Consider the following 15,960-nt stretch of genomic DNA (forward strand, 5'->3'; position numbering starts at 1 on the left):
CTTGCCTCGTTCCGCGGAGCTCGGGGCGCAGGCCAGTCGGAGCGTCAGAACAGGCCGTGCCACATCTGCTCGGTCACCAGGGACCACCAGTTGTCGGCGTCGTCCAGCGACCAGGGGTCGAGGGCCACGAGCTGTTCCTGGAAGGCGGCGACCGCGGCGCCCGCGGCGTACGGGTCGAGGTGCGCCAGCTGCCGGCGCGTGGTGACCAGGAGGGCGAGCGAGCGCAGGTAGGCGGCGAGGGAACCGTTGACGAAGCGGGCGCCGCCGGTGCCGGGTTGGACGGCCCACAGGGTGCCCAGCTGGCTCGGGTCGTCCTCCGGTGCGACGCACTGGACGGCGATGGTGTACAGGCCGTCGGTGCCGAGGCGGACGTATCCGGAGAGGATCTCCAGGATCTGCGGCTGGGCGTGCGTCCCGGTTTCCCGGAGGTGGGTGGCGACGTCGGCGAACAGGCCGCCGGCCGGCGGGGCGGCCGGGTCGTCGGCGGTGAAGAAGCAGGGCACCTGGGCGGGGAGGCCGGCCTCGGTCAGGGTGGTCCTGGTGTCCTCCGGAAGCCGGGTGGCGCCGAGCGCCGCGGCGTCGGGGCGCCGTACGCCGTCGGGGCCGAAGACCTCGGCGAGATGGGCGCCGAGGTCCGCGGCGGGCAGTGGCGGCGCGGGCGCGACGGCCTGCGGAACGGGCGCCCGATGCGGCTGGGGCGGCGCCTGCCGGCCCGCGAGCTGGTGCATGGTCTCGATGTGCCGGAGCAGCCCGGCGATGCCCGCGGCGCGCTCCTCGGGGCGCGCGCCGTAGTCGGTGGTGCAGGAGAACGCGGCGTTGGGGAAGGCCCGGAGGACGAAGTCGCCGGTGTAGCCGCCGGGCAGCATCGCCGGCCGCAGGTCGGTGTGGACGGCGCGGACCGCGGCACCGTCCACGCCCTGCCGCCGCAACTCCTCGAACAGTTGGTACTCGGCGGGCGGCAGGCCGGGGCGGGAGACCTTGGCGAGGCTGGTCTCCTCGCCGGTGGACGGGTCGAGATAGGTCGCCACGGCGGTGTTGCCGGGGCCGACGACCGGCGGCTGGGCGGTGGGGTCTGCCTGCGCCTGGGTGTTCACGAGTGGTCTCCTTCGGGGCCGCGGGTGCGGCCGTGGGCGGCGGCGTCGGTGGACGGGACGGTGGTCGGCGCGGCGGCCTGGCCGGGGATGGCGGCGGGGGCTGCGGGGGCTGCGGCATCGACCGCCCCGGTGGCGCCGGCCGACCCGGTGCCCTCGGTGTTCCCAGTGGCCTCGGTTGCTCCAGTGGCGTCGGTGGCTTCAGTCGGCTCGGCGTCCGGTGCCGGGGCAGGCGCCGCAGCGGGTGCCGGAGCAAGGATCTGACGAGCCGTCACACCGCGTTCGGTGGCGACGAGGAGGATGCCGTCCGGGGTGAGGTCGGCGTCCCGGAACGGGGAGTCGGAGATCAGCGCGGTCACCACCTCTCCGCTCGCCCGGGCCCACACCCGTAGGTAGTCGGCACCGCGGCTGAACCCGTACGGAGCCGCCGCCTGCTCCTGCTCCGACGGGCGCAGCACCTGCGCGGGGTCGGCGTCGACGGGGACCGGGCGGAGGAGGTCGTGGAGGAGAAGGGCGGTGGTCGTGGGCGCGGGGGCGGCGTCGGCCGGAGGGGCCGCGGGCTCCGCCGCAGCCGTATCCGCAGCCGTATCCGCAGCTGTAGTCGTAGTCGCCGCCGGCTCCGGGGCGTCCGCCGCCGGCAGTGGACGGGAGCCGGGCGTCCCCGCCGGGACCAGCAGCGCGGCGACGGGGCGCCGGGCGCCACCGGGCGCCGCCGGATCCGCGCCCTCCTGCGCCGGCAGGAACCCGGCCGTCACCGAGGCCACGCCCGGCAGCGGCAGGCTCCACAGGGTGCGCCACGGCAGGTCCAGGCCCAGCCCGTGCAGCGCCTCCGCGTACGGCAGCAGCCCGTCCTCGACGAACGCGGTCTCCAGGAGCGCCGCCCGCATGTCGAGCGGGGCCTCGGAGCGGGTGAGCAGGGGAGCGGTGCGCAGATACGTACGGGCCGGTGCGCCCAACTGGTCGAGCGGTACGGCCTCGACGGCGGTGCGCAGCCGGGTCGGGTCGGCGTGGGTGAACAGGCCCGGGTCGGTGAGGAGTTGCGGGAGCAGACCGGCTTCGAGGGTGTGCGCGGCGAGGTAGTCGCGGACGTAAGGGTCGGCCTGGGACCAGTCCTGCTGGGGCACGGCCTCCAGCAGCGCCATGGCGATCTTGGTCTGGGCGTCCCGGGGGTCCGCCGTGCCGGCGCGGAGCTCGGCGGCGAGGCCCGGGTGGGTCAGGCGGATCAGCGTGCGGGGGGCGCCACCGGAGGTCTCCGGGGCGCCGGAGGCGCGCTCGTCCCCGGACGCCTCCGGGCGGTCCGTGGCAACGCCGTCCGCGGCACCCTCGCCGCCGTCCGCACCCTCGTCACCGCCGTCCGCGGGAAGCGTCACCGGCTCCACGAACGGGGCGGCGAGCAGCATCCCGTCGGCGATGACCCGGCCCATGTCGCGTCCGGCGACGGCGTTCGCCAACGGGTGCCACAGCTGCACCGGGAGCCCGTCGCCCTCGGCGAACGCCAGCGGCGCCAGCATCTGCCGGAGCGTGCGCGGATCGGCGCCCAGACGGCGGGCGTGCAGGTCGAGGACGTCGCCGACGGTGCGGGGCAGCTGCGCCTCGTCGGCGGGATCGAACCCCTCGGGGTGGGCGAACAGCGACCGCACGGCCAGGTGGACCGTCAGCCGGCTGCCGTCGGCGCGCCGGGCCAGCGCCTCGGCGAGCGCCCGGCGCGCGTCCGGGTCGGTGGTGAACGGGAGGTCGGGGGCGCCGGCCTCCGGGGTGAGCGCGGTCTCGGCGTGCAGGACCAGGCCCTCGGGGTCGGCCCACTCGGGCGCGTCGAGGTCGATCACCTGCACCTGGCCGCGCGGCAGCGCACCGGCCAGCTCGGCCGCGAGCTCACGGGGCACGTCGGCCAGGAGGTGCACCGTCGGCGTCGCGGCGAGCGGTACCAGGACCTCGCGCACCAGGCGCGCCGGCTCGTTGGCGGCGCGCACCGGACCGGCCAGGTTGACGTCCGGTACGACGACCGTCAGCGGCTCCTCGTGGGCGGCGAGTTCGGAGAAGACGTCCGCCGTGCGCCCGGCGGCGAGGCCGAGGTGGTCGGCGAGGAGCCACAGCACCTGTGCGGCCGTCAGGCCCCGGGGGCTCGGTACGGCCGGCGCCGGGAGGTCCGGGGGGACCGTCGCCGGGTCCAGGTCGTCCAGCGGGAGCTGCTTGCGGTAGTCGGGGTCGCACAGCATCAGGAATCCCGCGACCAGGCGGGAACTCCCGCTGCCGGGGCTGCCGGTGAGCACGACCACCCGCGGTGCGCCGGGCCACCGCATGCGCCAGGCGGCGAGGGCACGGAGGGCGGCGGTGCGGCCCCCGACGTACGGGTGCGGCGCGTAGTGGGCCGCAGTGCCGGCCGCGTCGTCTGAGGCGTTCATGACTTCCTCGTCCCCCATCGATCCCGCCCACCACTCCCGTGGATCCGTGCAAGTACTGGCTAGATCCTATGTTCCGGTCCGGAATCGAGGGACGGCCGAGGGGCGGCTGTTCCGGAACCGGCACACAGAGCACCGCACCTGGGCGAGCAGGGGGAGGCCGGGGCGCAAGGGAAAGGTGGGCCTTATTCCCGTTTTGCAATTTCTGTGCGATGTCGCGTTCTTGTCTGGTGTGTGCTTTTCCGGTGCGTTCTTATCCCGTGTGCACTTGCCCGACTCGGGGTGGATCGGCGTGATATTCCTCCGGATCTTCGCCGAGCGAGCCGGAAGAGGCGAGCGTTGCCGAGCGAGGAAGAACGCCGCCGGGCGACGCGGAATGATGCCGAACAGAGATCAAAAGCCGGATGATCCGGGAGGGGACCCGCGGAGGGTCCCGGCGGGAAGGCGGCGGGAAGTCACCGCGAGCCCTGTCGAAAAGCCACCGAAACCCCGTCAAACGCCACGATCCGCCCGCATTGCGCCGGCTCACCCGGCCCACCCGGGCGGATCGTCTCGTCTTCAGGGTCGGGGGCAGGGGGTGCGGTTCAGCGGTGGCCGCGGCCGCCGCCGCGGCGGGGGCCGGTGACGAGGTTGAGGCTCGGGCCGTCGCGCTCGGCGCGCTCGCGGTCCTCCTCCTCGTCCTGCTTCTTCTGCCACTCGGCGAACTTCGCGCGGGACTCCTCGCGCTCGGCCGCCGTCTGGTTCTCGGCCGCGTGCCGGATCTGGTTCATCCGGTCGCCCAGGGCGTCCATGTAGCCGGGCGTTTCGATGGCTTCCTTCATGCCCATCCGGCCGGAGAGCACTTCCTGGGCCATCTCCTGGAGCTTGCCGCCCACCTTGGGGTTCTCCGCGAGCACCTTCAGTGCCTTCCGCAGGCGGGCCGCCTGCTCATGGTCGTGGGCGACGTCCATCAGGTCCTCGTCCTGGATCTGCCGCTCATTGCTCATGTCTGCCCCCTTGTACGTGGTGGCACAGCAACCGCGCGTGCTGCACCGGCGTCCTGAGTGTAATGACGGATGTGAACGGGTCGTCAAGGCAGGGGTTGTCGGTATTGCCGGATATTGCTCCGGAGTCGCTTCCGTGCTTCGCGCAGAAGCGACTCCGCCAGGGGCTTCGGGCCTATTGCGGGTGTGCTAGACCTGAGGCGATGTACAGCAGGTCGCTGTCATTCAATTCGGGGAGAAATGATGTCCGATGAAGTCCGGCTCAGTACCGAGGAGCTGCACAAGCTCGGTACGACCTTCGAGATTCGAGCGGAAGAACTGAGCCGGCGCTTGAGCGCATTCAGACGGCGTACGGACGCCGACGCGCTCAGGGACGGTTTCGGCAGCGATGAAGCGGCCCGGCCCTTCCGCGAGTTGTTCGAGGAGGCCGAGCGCGCCCTGGCGCAGCTCCAACAGCGGCTGGCCGAGGTCGGTGGCGGCATCAAGGAGACCGCCGCGAACACCCAGGCCACAGAGGACGAGCTGGTCGAGATGATGCGGAGCGTCAAGTGACGGAACCACGACGCAATCCCCATGCGCTGCACGAGGCGGCGGCCGGCTGGCGGGACATGGGCAAGCACCTGGACGGGCTCGTCCGCGACCTCGACCGGCACGTCGGCGCCGCCGCCTCGGCCGACTGGCACGGCCCGGCGGGCGAGGCGTTCGCCGCCGAGTGGCACCAGCTGAAACGGTCCGTCGACGAGTCCCTGCCGGTCTTCGAACTGGCCGCGGCCGACCTGGAGAACGCCGCCGACAACCACCATGAGGACAGCGCCGGCGGGGCCCACGACAGCGGCTCGGCGAGCGCCGCACAGCCCGCCTCGCAGTCGTCGGGCCAGGGAATGGCCTACGGCCTCATGGCGCTGGGCCAGCTCGCCAACGGCCTCGGCGGCGCGTTCGGCAAGCGCGGAGGCCGGGGCGGCCAGACCCAGGCCCCGCAACTGCGGCACCAGTGGGACTCGTCCACGGCCGCCCACGGGCCCGACCCGTTCGGCACGCCCCGGGACGGCGCGGCGGCGACGCGCGGCGGCGAGGGCATCGCCAAGGGCGTCCGGACGAACCCGGCCGAGGCGCAGCGCGCGGCGGAGGAGCAGGAGGCGAAGGCCGCCGCGCGACAGAAGGCGGCGGAGAAGTCGGCGGCGAAGGCGGCCGACGGGAAGGCGCCGGCGAAGGGCTCCGCACCGGCCGGCGACACGGCGGAGAAGGCCGCCGGCGCCGCCTCCGGCGAGGGCCGGGCCGCGGACGCATCGGCCCCGCCCGGCCCGGACGTCACCCAGCACGGCGCCTTCGGCTGACCCGAAGGCGGCGCGCGAACAACGCGAACAACGCGAACAACGCGAACAACCGAATGGCGAAAACGGCGGTGGGGCGCCCCTCCTGAGAGGGACGCCCCACCGCCGTTGTACGGGCCGTCTGTTACTGGCCGCTGAGCGGCAGGAAGCCGGTCTGGACCAGCTGCGCACCGCGCTTGCGGGTGATGAACATGCCACGGCCGGGCGTGAGCTGCTGACCCTTGATGTTGCCCATCAGCGGGCCCTCGCCCGGGTCGGCCGACAGGATCAGACCCTGCGCACCGAGCTCCTTGGAACGCTGCATGACCGGCTCGAACGAGGACCGGCCGGCACCCGAGGAACTGCGCGCCAGGATCAGGCGCAGACCCAGGTCACGGGCGAACGGCAGGTACTCCAGCAGCGGCTGCAGCGGGTTGCCGCTACTGGTCGCCACCAGGTCGTAGTCGTCGACGACCACGAACGCGTCCGGCAGGTCGTACCAGCTGCGGTTGCGCAGCTGCTCCGGCGTGACGTCCGGCCCCGGCATCCGTCGGCCCAGCGAACCGGCCAGTCCGCTGATGACCTCCTGGAGCTGCGGCCCCGCGGCACAGTACTTGTACACGTGCGAGTCGGGCAGCTCGCCGAGCAGCGCGCGCCGGTAGTCGGAGACCACCAGGAGCGCCTTGTCCGCCGGGTACCGCTCGGCGATCTGCTTGGTCAGCAGGCGCAGCAGCGAGGACTTGCCGGACTCGCTGTCGCCGTAGATGACCAGCAGCGGGTCGGTCTCGAAGTCGATGAACGCCGGGGACAGCGTGGTCTCGTCGACACCGATCGCGATGCCGTGCTCCGGGTAGTCGCCACCTCGGGGCAGGTCGCTGGCGTGCAGCATCGTCGGCAGCATCCGCACCTTGGGGGCGGGCTCGCCCTTCCAGTGCTCGTTGACGGTCTGCACCAGGTTGGCGACGCCGTCGCTGATGGTCTCCGGGTCGCTCATGCCGTCCAGGCGCGGCAGCGCGGCCAGGAAGTCCAGCTTCTCCGGGGAGAGGCCGCGGCCCGGCTTGCCCATCGGGACGTTCTCCGCGCGCTTGCGGTCGAACTCCGACTCCATCGGGTCGCCCAGGCGCAGCTCCACGCGGTTGAGGAGCTGGTCGCGCAGGGCGGGACGCACCTCGGTGTAGCGGGAGGCCGCGAGGATCAGGTGGACACCGAAACCGAGACCCCGGCTGGCGATGTCCAGGATCACCGGGTCGAGCTGCTCGTAGTCGGTCTTGAACGTGCCCCAACCATCGATGATCAGGAAGACGTCGCCCCACTTCTGGTCGGGGAAAGCGCCCGCGGCCCGCCGCTGGCGGTACGTGCCGATCGAGTCGATGTTGTTGGAGCGGAAGAACTCCTCGCGCTCGTTGAGGATGCCGGTGACCTCGGCGACCGTACGGCGGACCTTCTCCGCGTCCAGACGCGAGGCGACACCGCCGACGTGCGCCAGGCCCTCCATGGACAGCATGCCGCCGCCACCGAAGTCGAGGCAGTAGAACTGCACTTCGGACGGGGTGTGGGTGAGCGCGAACGCCGCCATCGCGGAACGGATCAGCGTCGACTTGCCGGACTGCGGACCACCGACGACCAGACCGTGACCGGCACCGGCCGAGAAGTCCAGGTACATGACGTCACGCCGCTGCTCGAACGGCTTGTCCACCAGCGCGACCGGCACCACGAGCTTGCCCAGCGCGGTGTACTCCGGCGCGTGCACGCCCCGCTCGGGGGTGACCGCCAGGGCCGGCAGCAGCTGGTTGACCGTGGGCGGCTCCTCCAGCGGCGGCAGCCACACCTGGTGGGCCGGCGGGCCCTGGCCCTGCATCCGCTGGACCATGACGTCCAGGACGGTGTCGGCCAGCGCGTCGTCGATCTCGGGGGTGTCCGGCTCGATCGGGGTCGGGTCCTCGATGATCTGCTCGACGACCGGGGCGGCCGTGAAGGGCACCGGGAGCCGGTTGGCCCGACCGCCGCCGCTGCCGCCGCGACCGCCGCCGCCCGGACCGCGGTAGGTGCCCGAGACGTACGCGGCCTTGAACTGGACCATCGTCTCGGTGTCGTACTTCAGGATGCCGGAACCGGGAACGTTCGGCAGGTGGTAGGCGTCCGGCACACCGATCGCGGTCCGCGACTCGGCGGCGGAGAAGGTCCGCAGACCGAGTCGGTAGGACAGGAAGGTGTCCAGACCGCGCAGCTTGCCCTCTTCCAGACGCTGCGAGGCGAGCAGCATGTGCACACCCATCGAACGGCCGATACGGCCGATCTGGATGAACATCTCGATGAAGTCGGGCTTGGCGGCGAGCAGCTCGGAGAACTCGTCGATGATCATCACCAGCGACGGCAGCGGGTCCAGCGGAGCGCCGGCGGCACGCGCCTTCTCGTAGTCGGTGATGTTCGCGTAGTTGCCCGCCGAGCGCAGCAGTTCCTGACGGCGCTGGAGCTCACCGGTGATCGAGTCGCGCATGCGGTCGATCAGCGTGACGTCCTCACCGAGGTTGGTGATGACGGCCGCGACGTGCGGCATTTCCGCCATACCCGTGAAGGTGGCGCCACCCTTGAAGTCGGCGAGGATGAAGTTCAGCGTCTCCGAGGAGTGCGTGACCGCGAGCGCGAGCACCAGGGTGCGCAGCACCTCGGACTTACCGGAACCGGTCGCACCGACACACAGGCCGTGCGGGCCCATGCCCTGCTGCGAGGCTTCCTTGATGTCCAGCATGACCGGCTGGCCGTCCTTGTCGACACCGAGCGGTACGCGCAGTCGCTCGGACAGCGTCCGGGGCCGCCAGGTCTTGGAGACGTCCAGCGCACCGGCGTCACCGATGTTGAGCAGGTCGGTGAAGTCCAGCGCGGACAGCAGCGGTTCCTCGCCGTCGGCACCCGAACCGGCGCGCAGCGGCGCCAGCTGACGGGCCAGCGCCTCCGCCTCGGCGATCGACAGGGTGTCGCACACGCCGTTGTAGACCGCGCCGCTCGCCGACTCCAGCACCAGCTTGCCCGGCCACACCTGGATGGCCAGACCACCGCGGATCTCGTCCAGGTCGCCCGGCACGATCTCCAGGATGGAGACGCCCTGCAGGCCCTCGGCCCCGGCGATCACCGAGTCCATCGGGACCTCGCCGCCGTCCAGCACGACGAGGACGTGCGGGGTGTCGGTCACCGGAGCGCCCTGCGGGTTGAACCGCCCGCGGCCGTCCAGCTCGTCCGCCAGCAACTCCTCGATCTCACCGAGGTCGCCGACGACCAGCCGGCGGGTACCGGCGCCGTCGGTGGTCTTGTCCTGGACCTGCGGCAGCCACTTGGTCCACTCCCACTCGGCCTGCGCACCCGGCGCGGCCACCACGGCCACCACCAGGTCCTCGGGCGAGTGCAGCGTGCACAGCTGGGCGACGATGGCGCGCGAGGCGCCGTAGACGGTGTCCGGGTCGCCGGACACGGTCAGGTGGTAGAAGGCGCGCAGCGACACCGCCAGCGGGAGGCTCTCCAGATGGCCGTGCTTGTCGAGGAATTCCTTCATCGCGTGCGCGGTCAGCGGCTCCAGCTCGTCGACCGGAGCGGTCTCCGGCGCGCGCAGCGGAGTGGACAACTGCTGCGGCCCCAGCCCCAGGCGCACCTGGGCGAAGTCCGGGTCGTTCGCCCGGCGCTCCCACACCCGCTTGCCCTCGGCCACGACGGACCACAGCTGGCTCGGATCGGGATGGGTGAACAGCTGGGCGTCCCGCTGCCTGCGGGCGGTGCGCCGCACCTCTTTCCGCTTCTGGGCGAGGTACTTGAGGTAGTCCTGGCGCTCCTGGAGCATCTGTCCGGAAGGCCCCTGTCGGGCCTTGACGATCTGCATGATCGCCATCGCCAGTGTGGAGGCGACCATGAATCCGCCCATGATCATCATGAACGGCTGCTTCCCCATGAACAGGAAGCCGGCCGAGGACGCCATGCCCATCATGGGCAGGAAGGTCATCAGCAGGTTCTCCGGCTCGCCCTCGCGGGGAAGCTCCGGAGGTGCCTCAAGTACCACCTCCTCCGAGGGGACTTCAGGTGGCAGCGACCGGGGCGGGCGCTTGACGATGACAACGCTCACCGAGGCATCAGTCCTTCATGCATCTCGCAGTCTCGGACCGCCCCCGTTGGATTCGACGGTCCCCCGAGCCAAGTCCTTGGCCCGACGCAGGCGTTGATCCTACTGTTACGCGTCAAGTCAAGGGGTGGGTGGGGCAGTGCCCCGTTCGGACGGTACGCTGACGCACCGCGAGCGCGCCACAGCCCCGTCAGGACGGCCTTATATATAGGGCGCGCGACGCGACAAAACGCCCAACGGATAGGGGGAACCGCCAGGTGAGCACGAGCACTGGCACCGGCTTCTGCCGGGTCACAGTCGCCGCGCCGGACGCACGGATCGACGTGGCACTGCCGGAGGACGTGGCACTCGTCGATATCTATCCGGAGATCCTGCGGCTCTCCGGGCAGTCCCAGGCCGAGGGCGCCCCGACCGGATATCACCTCGTACGCCGCGACGGAACGGTGCTCGACGCCGGGCAGTCGCTGGCCCAGCAGCAGATCCTCGATGGTGACCTGCTGCTGCTCAAGCCGTTCGCCGAGTCGCTGCCGCTGCCGGTCTTCGACGACGTCTCGGACGCCATCGCCTCCGCGGTCAAGCAGAACCGCAGCCGCTGGAGCGACGACCTGATGCGCGTCGTCGGCCTCAGCGCCGGCGTGCTGCTGCTGGTGATGATGGCCTTCGCACTGTGGTTCTCCAACCCGGTCAACCGCGACATGCACCGCCTCCCCGGCATCATCGCCGGCGTGGTGGGCGTCGTCCTGGTGGCCCTGGCCGGCGTCCGCGCCCGGGTCTACGACGACCACGCCTCGTCGATCGCCCTGGGCCTCTCGGCGCTGCCGCACCTGCTCATCGCGGGCTCCGGCATCTTCCCCGTCGACTCCGGCGGCGGCCCCGGCCGGCTCCACCTGCTCGTCGGCTGCGTGACGGTGCTGATCGCCTCGGTGCTGCTGGTGGTGCTGCTCCCGCGCGGTGACGCGCCCTTCGTCGCGGCCGCCTTCCTCTCCGCCGTCGGCACCGTCGCGGTCTTCGGCGCGATCCTCACCGATGCCGCCCCGATCGAGGTCGCCGCGGTCACCGCCGTCGTCTCCATCGCCATGGTCGCCTGGCTGCCCAGCCTCTCCGCCCGGTTCGCCCGCCTGCCCATCGGCTACCGCTCGCCCGACCAGATCGCCAAGGGCGCCCTGGAGTCCGGCTCCGAGACCGAGTCCGTCGACTTCGTGAAGATCGGCAACCAGGCCAAGCGCGGCCACGAGCTCCTGCTCGGCCTGGTCGCCGGCTGCTCCGCCCTGGTCGTCGGCTCCGCCGGTATCGTCCTCGGCTTCTCCGACAACGTCTGGGCCCAGGTGCTGGCCATGACCGCGGGCATCACGATCATGCTGCGCGCCCGGCTCTTCGACTACACCGCCCAGGTCGCCTGCCTGACCATCGCCGGCATCTTCACCATCGTGCTGCTCATCCTGGGCATCGCGCTGCACCCGCCGATGGACATCTTCGTCACCCTGGAGCGCTTCCAGGACTCCGGTCCGCTGAACATCCGCACGGTCTGGTTCTCCACCAGCATCGCGGTGGGCGCGGCGATCCTCGTCGGCGTCGGCCTGGTCGTCCCGAAGAAGGGCGTCACCCCCTTCTGGGGCCGGATCCTCGACATCTTCGACGGCCTGGTCCTGCTGTCCCTGGTGCCGCTGTGCCTGGCGGTCCTCGACGTGTACGGCACCGTGCGCGGCCTCACCAGCAGCTAGCGCGCGGCACCGCCCGCAGGACGGCCCCCCGACCACCCGGTCGGGGGGCCGTTTCCAGCTGGTACGCTGTGTGACGGTCCATTCGAGTCATCCAAGATTCCCTGTGCCGTAAATCCAGGGACGCTCATGGACCACAACCCAAAGGAGTACGCGTGTCGCTCGACGCCGCCACGAAGAAGCAGATCATGGCCGAGTTCGCCACCAAGGAGGGTGACACCGGCTCCCCCGAGGTCCAGGTCGCGCTGCTCTCCCGCCGCATCTCGGACCTGACCGAGCACCTCAAGACCCACAAGCACGACCACCACTCCCGCCGTGGTCTGCTGCTGCTGGTCGGCCAGCGCCGCCGCCTGCTCCAGTACCTGGCGAAGAAGGACATCATGCGCTTCCGCCAGCTGGTGGAGCGCCTGGGCATCCGCCGCGGCGCGGCGGGCGCCAAGTAAGACGCCACAAAGGGAGCGGTTCCCACCGGGGGCCGCTCCCTTTGCCGTACGCACCTGACAGCCGTACCGCCGCGCGGTGGACGGAACCTTTGTAGTCTGGTGCCATATCGCAAAAGCGAACGCGGTAGGAGCGCCTCCTGGCCGCCGGTCCTCGGTAGTGGCCCCCGGACGGCGCATGGTCACTCCATGCGGCACCACTCCGGGTGCTTCGATCGAAGACCGGCCCGCACCGGCGCTCCACCGAAGACGGTCCCCTGCCACACGGGCAGCGGACGCAGACGAGGAGATATTCCTGGTGGAGAACGAGACCCACTACGCCGAAGCCGTGATCGACAACGGCTCCTTCGGCACCCGCACCATCCGCTTCGAGACGGGCCGCCTGGCCAAGCAGGCCGCCGGCTCCGCCGTGGCGTACCTGGACGACGACACCATGGTGCTGTCGGCCACCACCGCTTCCAAGAACCCGAAGGACCAGCTGGACTTCTTCCCGCTGACCGTCGACGTCGAGGAGCGGATGTACGCAGCCGGGAAGATCCCCGGCTCCTTCTTCCGCCGTGAGGGCCGCCCCAGCGAGGACGCGATCCTCACCTGCCGCCTGATCGACCGGCCGCTGCGTCCGTCCTTCAAGAAGGGCCTGCGCAACGAGATCCAGATCGTCGAGACGATCATGGCGCTCAACCCCGACCACCTCTACGACGTGGTCGCCATCAACGCCGCCTCCTGCTCCACGCAGCTGGCCGGCCTGCCCTTCTCCGGCCCGATCGGCGGCACCCGCGTCGCCCTGATCAACGGCCAGTGGGTCGCGTTCCCGACCCACACCGAGCTGGAGGACGCGGTCTTCGACATGGTCGTGGCCGGCCGGGTGCTGCCCGACGGCGACGTCGCGATCATGATGGTCGAGGCCGAGGCCACCGAGAAGACCATCGAGCTCGTCAAGGGCGGCGCCGAGGCCCCGACCGAGGAGGTCGTCGCCGCCGGCCTGGAGGCCGCGAAGCCCTTCATCAAGGTCCTGTGCAAGGCCCAGTCGGACCTCGCCGCCAAGGCCGCCAAGCCGACCGGCGAGTTCCCGGTCTTCCTCGACTACCAGGACGACGTCCTGGAGGCGCTGACCGCCGCCGTCAAGACCGAGCTGGCCCAGGCGCTCACCATCGCCGGCAAGCAGGAGCGCGAGTCCGAGCTGGACCGCGTCAAGGCGCTGGCCGCCGAGAAGCTCCTCCCGGAGTTCGAGGGCCGCGAGAAGGAGATCTCCGCCGCGTACCGCTCGCTGACCAAGGCCCTGGTCCGTGAGCGCGTCATCAAGGAGAAGACGCGCATCGACGGCCGTGGCGTGACGGACATCCGTACGCTCGCCGCCGAGGTCGAGGCGATCCCGCGGGTGCACGGTTCCGCGCTGTTCGAGCGTGGCGAGACCCAGATCCTGGGCGTCACCACCCTCAACATGCTCCGCATGGAGCAGCAGCTGGACACCCTCTCCCCGGTGACCCGCAAGCGCTACATGCACAACTACAACTTCCCGCCGTACTCCGTCGGTGAGACCGGCCGCGTGGGCTCCCCCAAGCGCCGCGAGATCGGCCACGGTGCGCTCGCCGAGCGCGCCATCGCGCCGGTGCTGCCGACGCGCGAGGAGTTCCCCTACGCGATCCGCCAGGTCTCCGAGGCGCTGGGCTCCAACGGCTCGACGTCCATGGGCTCGGTCTGCGCCTCCACGATGTCGCTGCTCAACGCCGGCGTGCCGCTCAAGGCCCCGGTCGCCGGTATCGCCATGGGCCTGATCTCCCAGGAGATCGACGGCCAGACCCACTACGTCGCCCTCACCGACATCCTCGGTGCGGAGGACGCCTTCGGTGACATGGACTTCAAGGTCGCCGGCACCAAGCAGTTCGTCACCGCGCTCCAGCTCGACACCAAGCTCGACGGCATCCCCGCCTCGGTCCTGGCCGCCGCGCTGAAGCAGGCCCGCGACGCGCGCCTGCACATCCTCGACGTGATGAACGAGGCCATCGACGTCCCGGACGAGATGTCCCCGAACGCGCCGCGGATCATCACCGTCAAGATCCCGGTGGACAAGATCGGCGAGGTCATCGGCCCCAAGGGCAAGATGATCAACCAGATCCAGGAGGACACCGGCGCCGACATCACGATCGAGGACGACGGCACCATCTACATCGGTGCCGCCGACGGCCCGGCCGCCGAGGCCGCCCGTGCCACGATCAACGGCATCGCCAACCCGACCATGCCGGAGGTCGGCGAGCGCTACCTGGGCACCGTCGTCAAGACGACCACCTTCGGTGCGTTCGTGTCCCTGCTCCCGGGCAAGGACGGCCTGCTGCACATCTCGCAGATCCGCAAGCTGGCCGGCGGCAAGCGCGTCGAGAACGTCGAGGACGTGCTCGGCGTGGGCGCCAAGGTCCAGGTCGAGATCGCCGAGATCGACCAGCGCGGCAAGCTCTCCCTGATCCCCGTGATCGAGGGCGAGGACGCCGCCAAGGACGACACGAAGGACGACGCCGCCAAGTGACGTCCCGCACGCACGCGACGACGGCCCGCACCTCCACGGAGGGGCGGGCCGTCGCCCGTACCCAAACGCTTCTGAAGGGCGCCGCGGGCGCCGGCACGGTCCGCCGCACCACCCTCCCCGGCGGGCTGCGCGTGGTCACCGAGACGCTGCCCACCGTCCGCTCCGTCACCTTCGGGATCTGGGCACACGTCGGCTCCCGCGACGAGACCCCGGCCCTGAACGGCGCCACCCACTACCTGGAGCACCTGCTCTTCAAGGGCACCCAACGGCGCTCCGCCCTGGACATCTCGGCCGCCATCGACGCGGTCGGCGGCGAGATGAACGCCTTCACGGCGAAGGAATACACCTGCTACTACGCGCGGGTGCTCGACACCGACCTGCCGCTCGCCATAGACGTGGTGTGCGACATGCTCACCGGCTCGCTGATCGAGGCCGAGGACGTCGACGCCGAGCGCGGGGTGATCCTCGAAGAGATCGCGATGACCGAGGACGACCCGGGCGACTGCGTGCACGACCTGTTCGCGCACACCATGCTCGGCGACACCCCGCTGGGCCGCCCCGTCCTGGGCACCGTGGACACCGTCAACGCGCTCACCGCCGACCGCATCCGCCGCTTCTACAAGAAGCACTACGACCCCACCCACCTGGTCGTCACCGCGGCCGGCAACGTCGACCACGCCAAGGTCGTCCGCCTGGTGCGGCGCGCCTTCGAGCAGGCCGGCGCGCTGCGCCGGCAGGACGCTGCCCCGGTCGCCCCGCGCGCCGGCAGCCGGACCCTGCGCACCGCCGGCCGGTTCGAGCTCCTGGGCCGCAAGACCGAGCAGGCCCATGTGGTCCTCGGCATGCCCGGGATGTCCCGCAACGACGACCGGCGTTGGGCGATGGGCGTGCTGAACACCGCCCTGGGCGGCGGGATGAGCTCCCGCCTCTTCCAGGAGGTCCGCGAGAAGCGCGGCCTGGCGTACAGCGTGTACTCCTTCACCTCGGGCTTCGCCGACTGCGGGCTGTTCGGCGTCTACGCCGGCTGCCGCCCCAACCAGGTGCACGACGTCCTGAAGATCTGCCGCGACGAGCTCGACACGGTGGCGGCCGAGGGCCTCACCGACGACGAGATCCGCCGCGCCATCGGCCAGCTGCGGGGCTCCACGGTCCTCGGCCTGGAGGACACCGGAGCACTGATGCACCGGCTCGGCAAGAGCGAGCTGTGCTGGGGCGAGCACATGTCGGTCGACGAGGTGCTGTCGCGGATATCGGCGGTGACCCCGGACGAGGTTCGCGCGGTGGCCCGTGATGTCCTGGGCGCACGCCCCTCGCTGTCCGTCATCGGCCCCCTGAAGGACCGGCAGGCGGCCCGCCTGGAGGACGCCGTCGCCTAGGCGACGGCGTCAGCGTG

Annotated in this window: 10 protein-coding genes; 6 read left to right on the top strand and 4 right to left on the bottom strand. The window is 71.3% G+C overall.

From position 1 onward, the window contains the following. Window positions 1-44: 44 nt before the first annotated feature. The 3 genes from JNO44_RS30395 to JNO44_RS30405 all read right to left on the bottom strand — a co-directional run bounded on the left by JNO44_RS30395 (window position 45) and on the right by JNO44_RS30405 (window position 4,476). Window positions 45-1,094, bottom strand: coding sequence for an SUKH-4 family immunity protein (locus JNO44_RS30395; protein WP_205366900.1), 1,050 nt, complete (start codon window positions 1,092-1,094; stop codon window positions 45-47). After that, window positions 1,091-3,493: an ATP-binding protein gene (locus tag JNO44_RS30400; RefSeq protein ID WP_240167716.1), complete on the bottom strand. Its 2,403-nt coding sequence runs from the start codon at window positions 3,491-3,493 to the stop codon at window positions 1,091-1,093. Before JNO44_RS30400 ends, JNO44_RS30395 begins: the two co-directional genes overlap by 4 nt. A 581-nt stretch (window positions 3,494-4,074) precedes the next feature. Next, complete coding sequence (locus JNO44_RS30405) at window positions 4,075-4,476, bottom strand: hypothetical protein (RefSeq protein ID WP_205366893.1); 402 nt, start codon at window positions 4,474-4,476, stop codon at window positions 4,075-4,077. A gap of 240 nt (window positions 4,477-4,716) precedes the next feature. Between JNO44_RS30405 and JNO44_RS30410 the strand changes: the two genes are divergently transcribed. Continuing rightward, a complete protein-coding gene (locus tag JNO44_RS30410; RefSeq protein WP_240167717.1) occupies window positions 4,717-5,025 on the top strand; it encodes a WXG100 family type VII secretion target in 309 nt (102 codons plus the stop codon). Further along, on the top strand, window positions 5,022-5,807 hold the full coding sequence (locus JNO44_RS30415) for a WXG100 family type VII secretion target (protein WP_205366902.1): 786 nt from the start codon (window positions 5,022-5,024) through the stop codon (window positions 5,805-5,807). Before JNO44_RS30410 ends, JNO44_RS30415 begins: the two co-directional genes overlap by 4 nt. A 121-nt stretch (window positions 5,808-5,928) precedes the next feature. Here the strand turns inward: JNO44_RS30415 and eccCa are convergent, their stop codons facing one another. Beyond that, the gene (gene eccCa / locus JNO44_RS30420) at window positions 5,929-9,891 is read right to left on the bottom strand and encodes a type VII secretion protein EccCa (protein WP_205366903.1); all 3,963 of its coding nucleotides are present in this window, start codon (window positions 9,889-9,891) and stop codon (window positions 5,929-5,931) included. A 254-nt stretch (window positions 9,892-10,145) separates the two neighbouring features. Between eccCa and eccD the strand changes: the two genes are divergently transcribed. The 4 genes from eccD to JNO44_RS30440 all read left to right on the top strand — a co-directional run bounded on the left by eccD (window position 10,146) and on the right by JNO44_RS30440 (window position 15,943). Beyond that, complete coding sequence (gene eccD / locus JNO44_RS30425) at window positions 10,146-11,609, top strand: type VII secretion integral membrane protein EccD (protein ID WP_205366904.1); 1,464 nt, start codon at window positions 10,146-10,148, stop codon at window positions 11,607-11,609. Between the two features lie 152 nt (window positions 11,610-11,761). Further along, window positions 11,762-12,049 (top strand): 30S ribosomal protein S15, encoded by a 288-nt coding sequence (gene rpsO / locus JNO44_RS30430; RefSeq protein ID WP_039632228.1) that lies wholly within the window; start codon window positions 11,762-11,764, stop codon window positions 12,047-12,049. Window positions 12,050-12,344: 295 nt separating this feature from the next. Continuing rightward, the gene (locus JNO44_RS30435; protein WP_205366905.1) at window positions 12,345-14,567 is read left to right on the top strand and encodes a polyribonucleotide nucleotidyltransferase; all 2,223 of its coding nucleotides are present in this window, start codon (window positions 12,345-12,347) and stop codon (window positions 14,565-14,567) included. Then, window positions 14,564-15,943, top strand: coding sequence for a M16 family metallopeptidase (locus JNO44_RS30440; protein ID WP_205366906.1), 1,380 nt, complete (start codon window positions 14,564-14,566; stop codon window positions 15,941-15,943). Before JNO44_RS30435 ends, JNO44_RS30440 begins: the two co-directional genes overlap by 4 nt. Window positions 15,944-15,960: the final 17 nt, after the last annotated feature.

This window comes from Streptomyces noursei (genome assembly GCF_016917755.1).
Classification (GTDB): Bacteria; Actinomycetota; Actinomycetes; order Streptomycetales; family Streptomycetaceae; genus Streptomyces; species Streptomyces yunnanensis.

Excerpts from the sequence above, each read along its gene's own strand:
- JNO44_RS30400 (WP_240167716.1), bottom strand. The coding sequence starts at position 3,493 with ATGAACGCCTCAGACGACGCGGCCGGCACTGCGGCCCACTACGCGCCG.
- JNO44_RS30405 (WP_205366893.1), bottom strand. The coding sequence starts at position 4,476 with ATGAGCAATGAGCGGCAGATCCAGGACGAGGACCTGATGGACGTCGCC.
- JNO44_RS30410 (WP_240167717.1), top strand. The coding sequence starts at position 4,717 with ATGTCCGATGAAGTCCGGCTCAGTACCGAGGAGCTGCACAAGCTCGGT.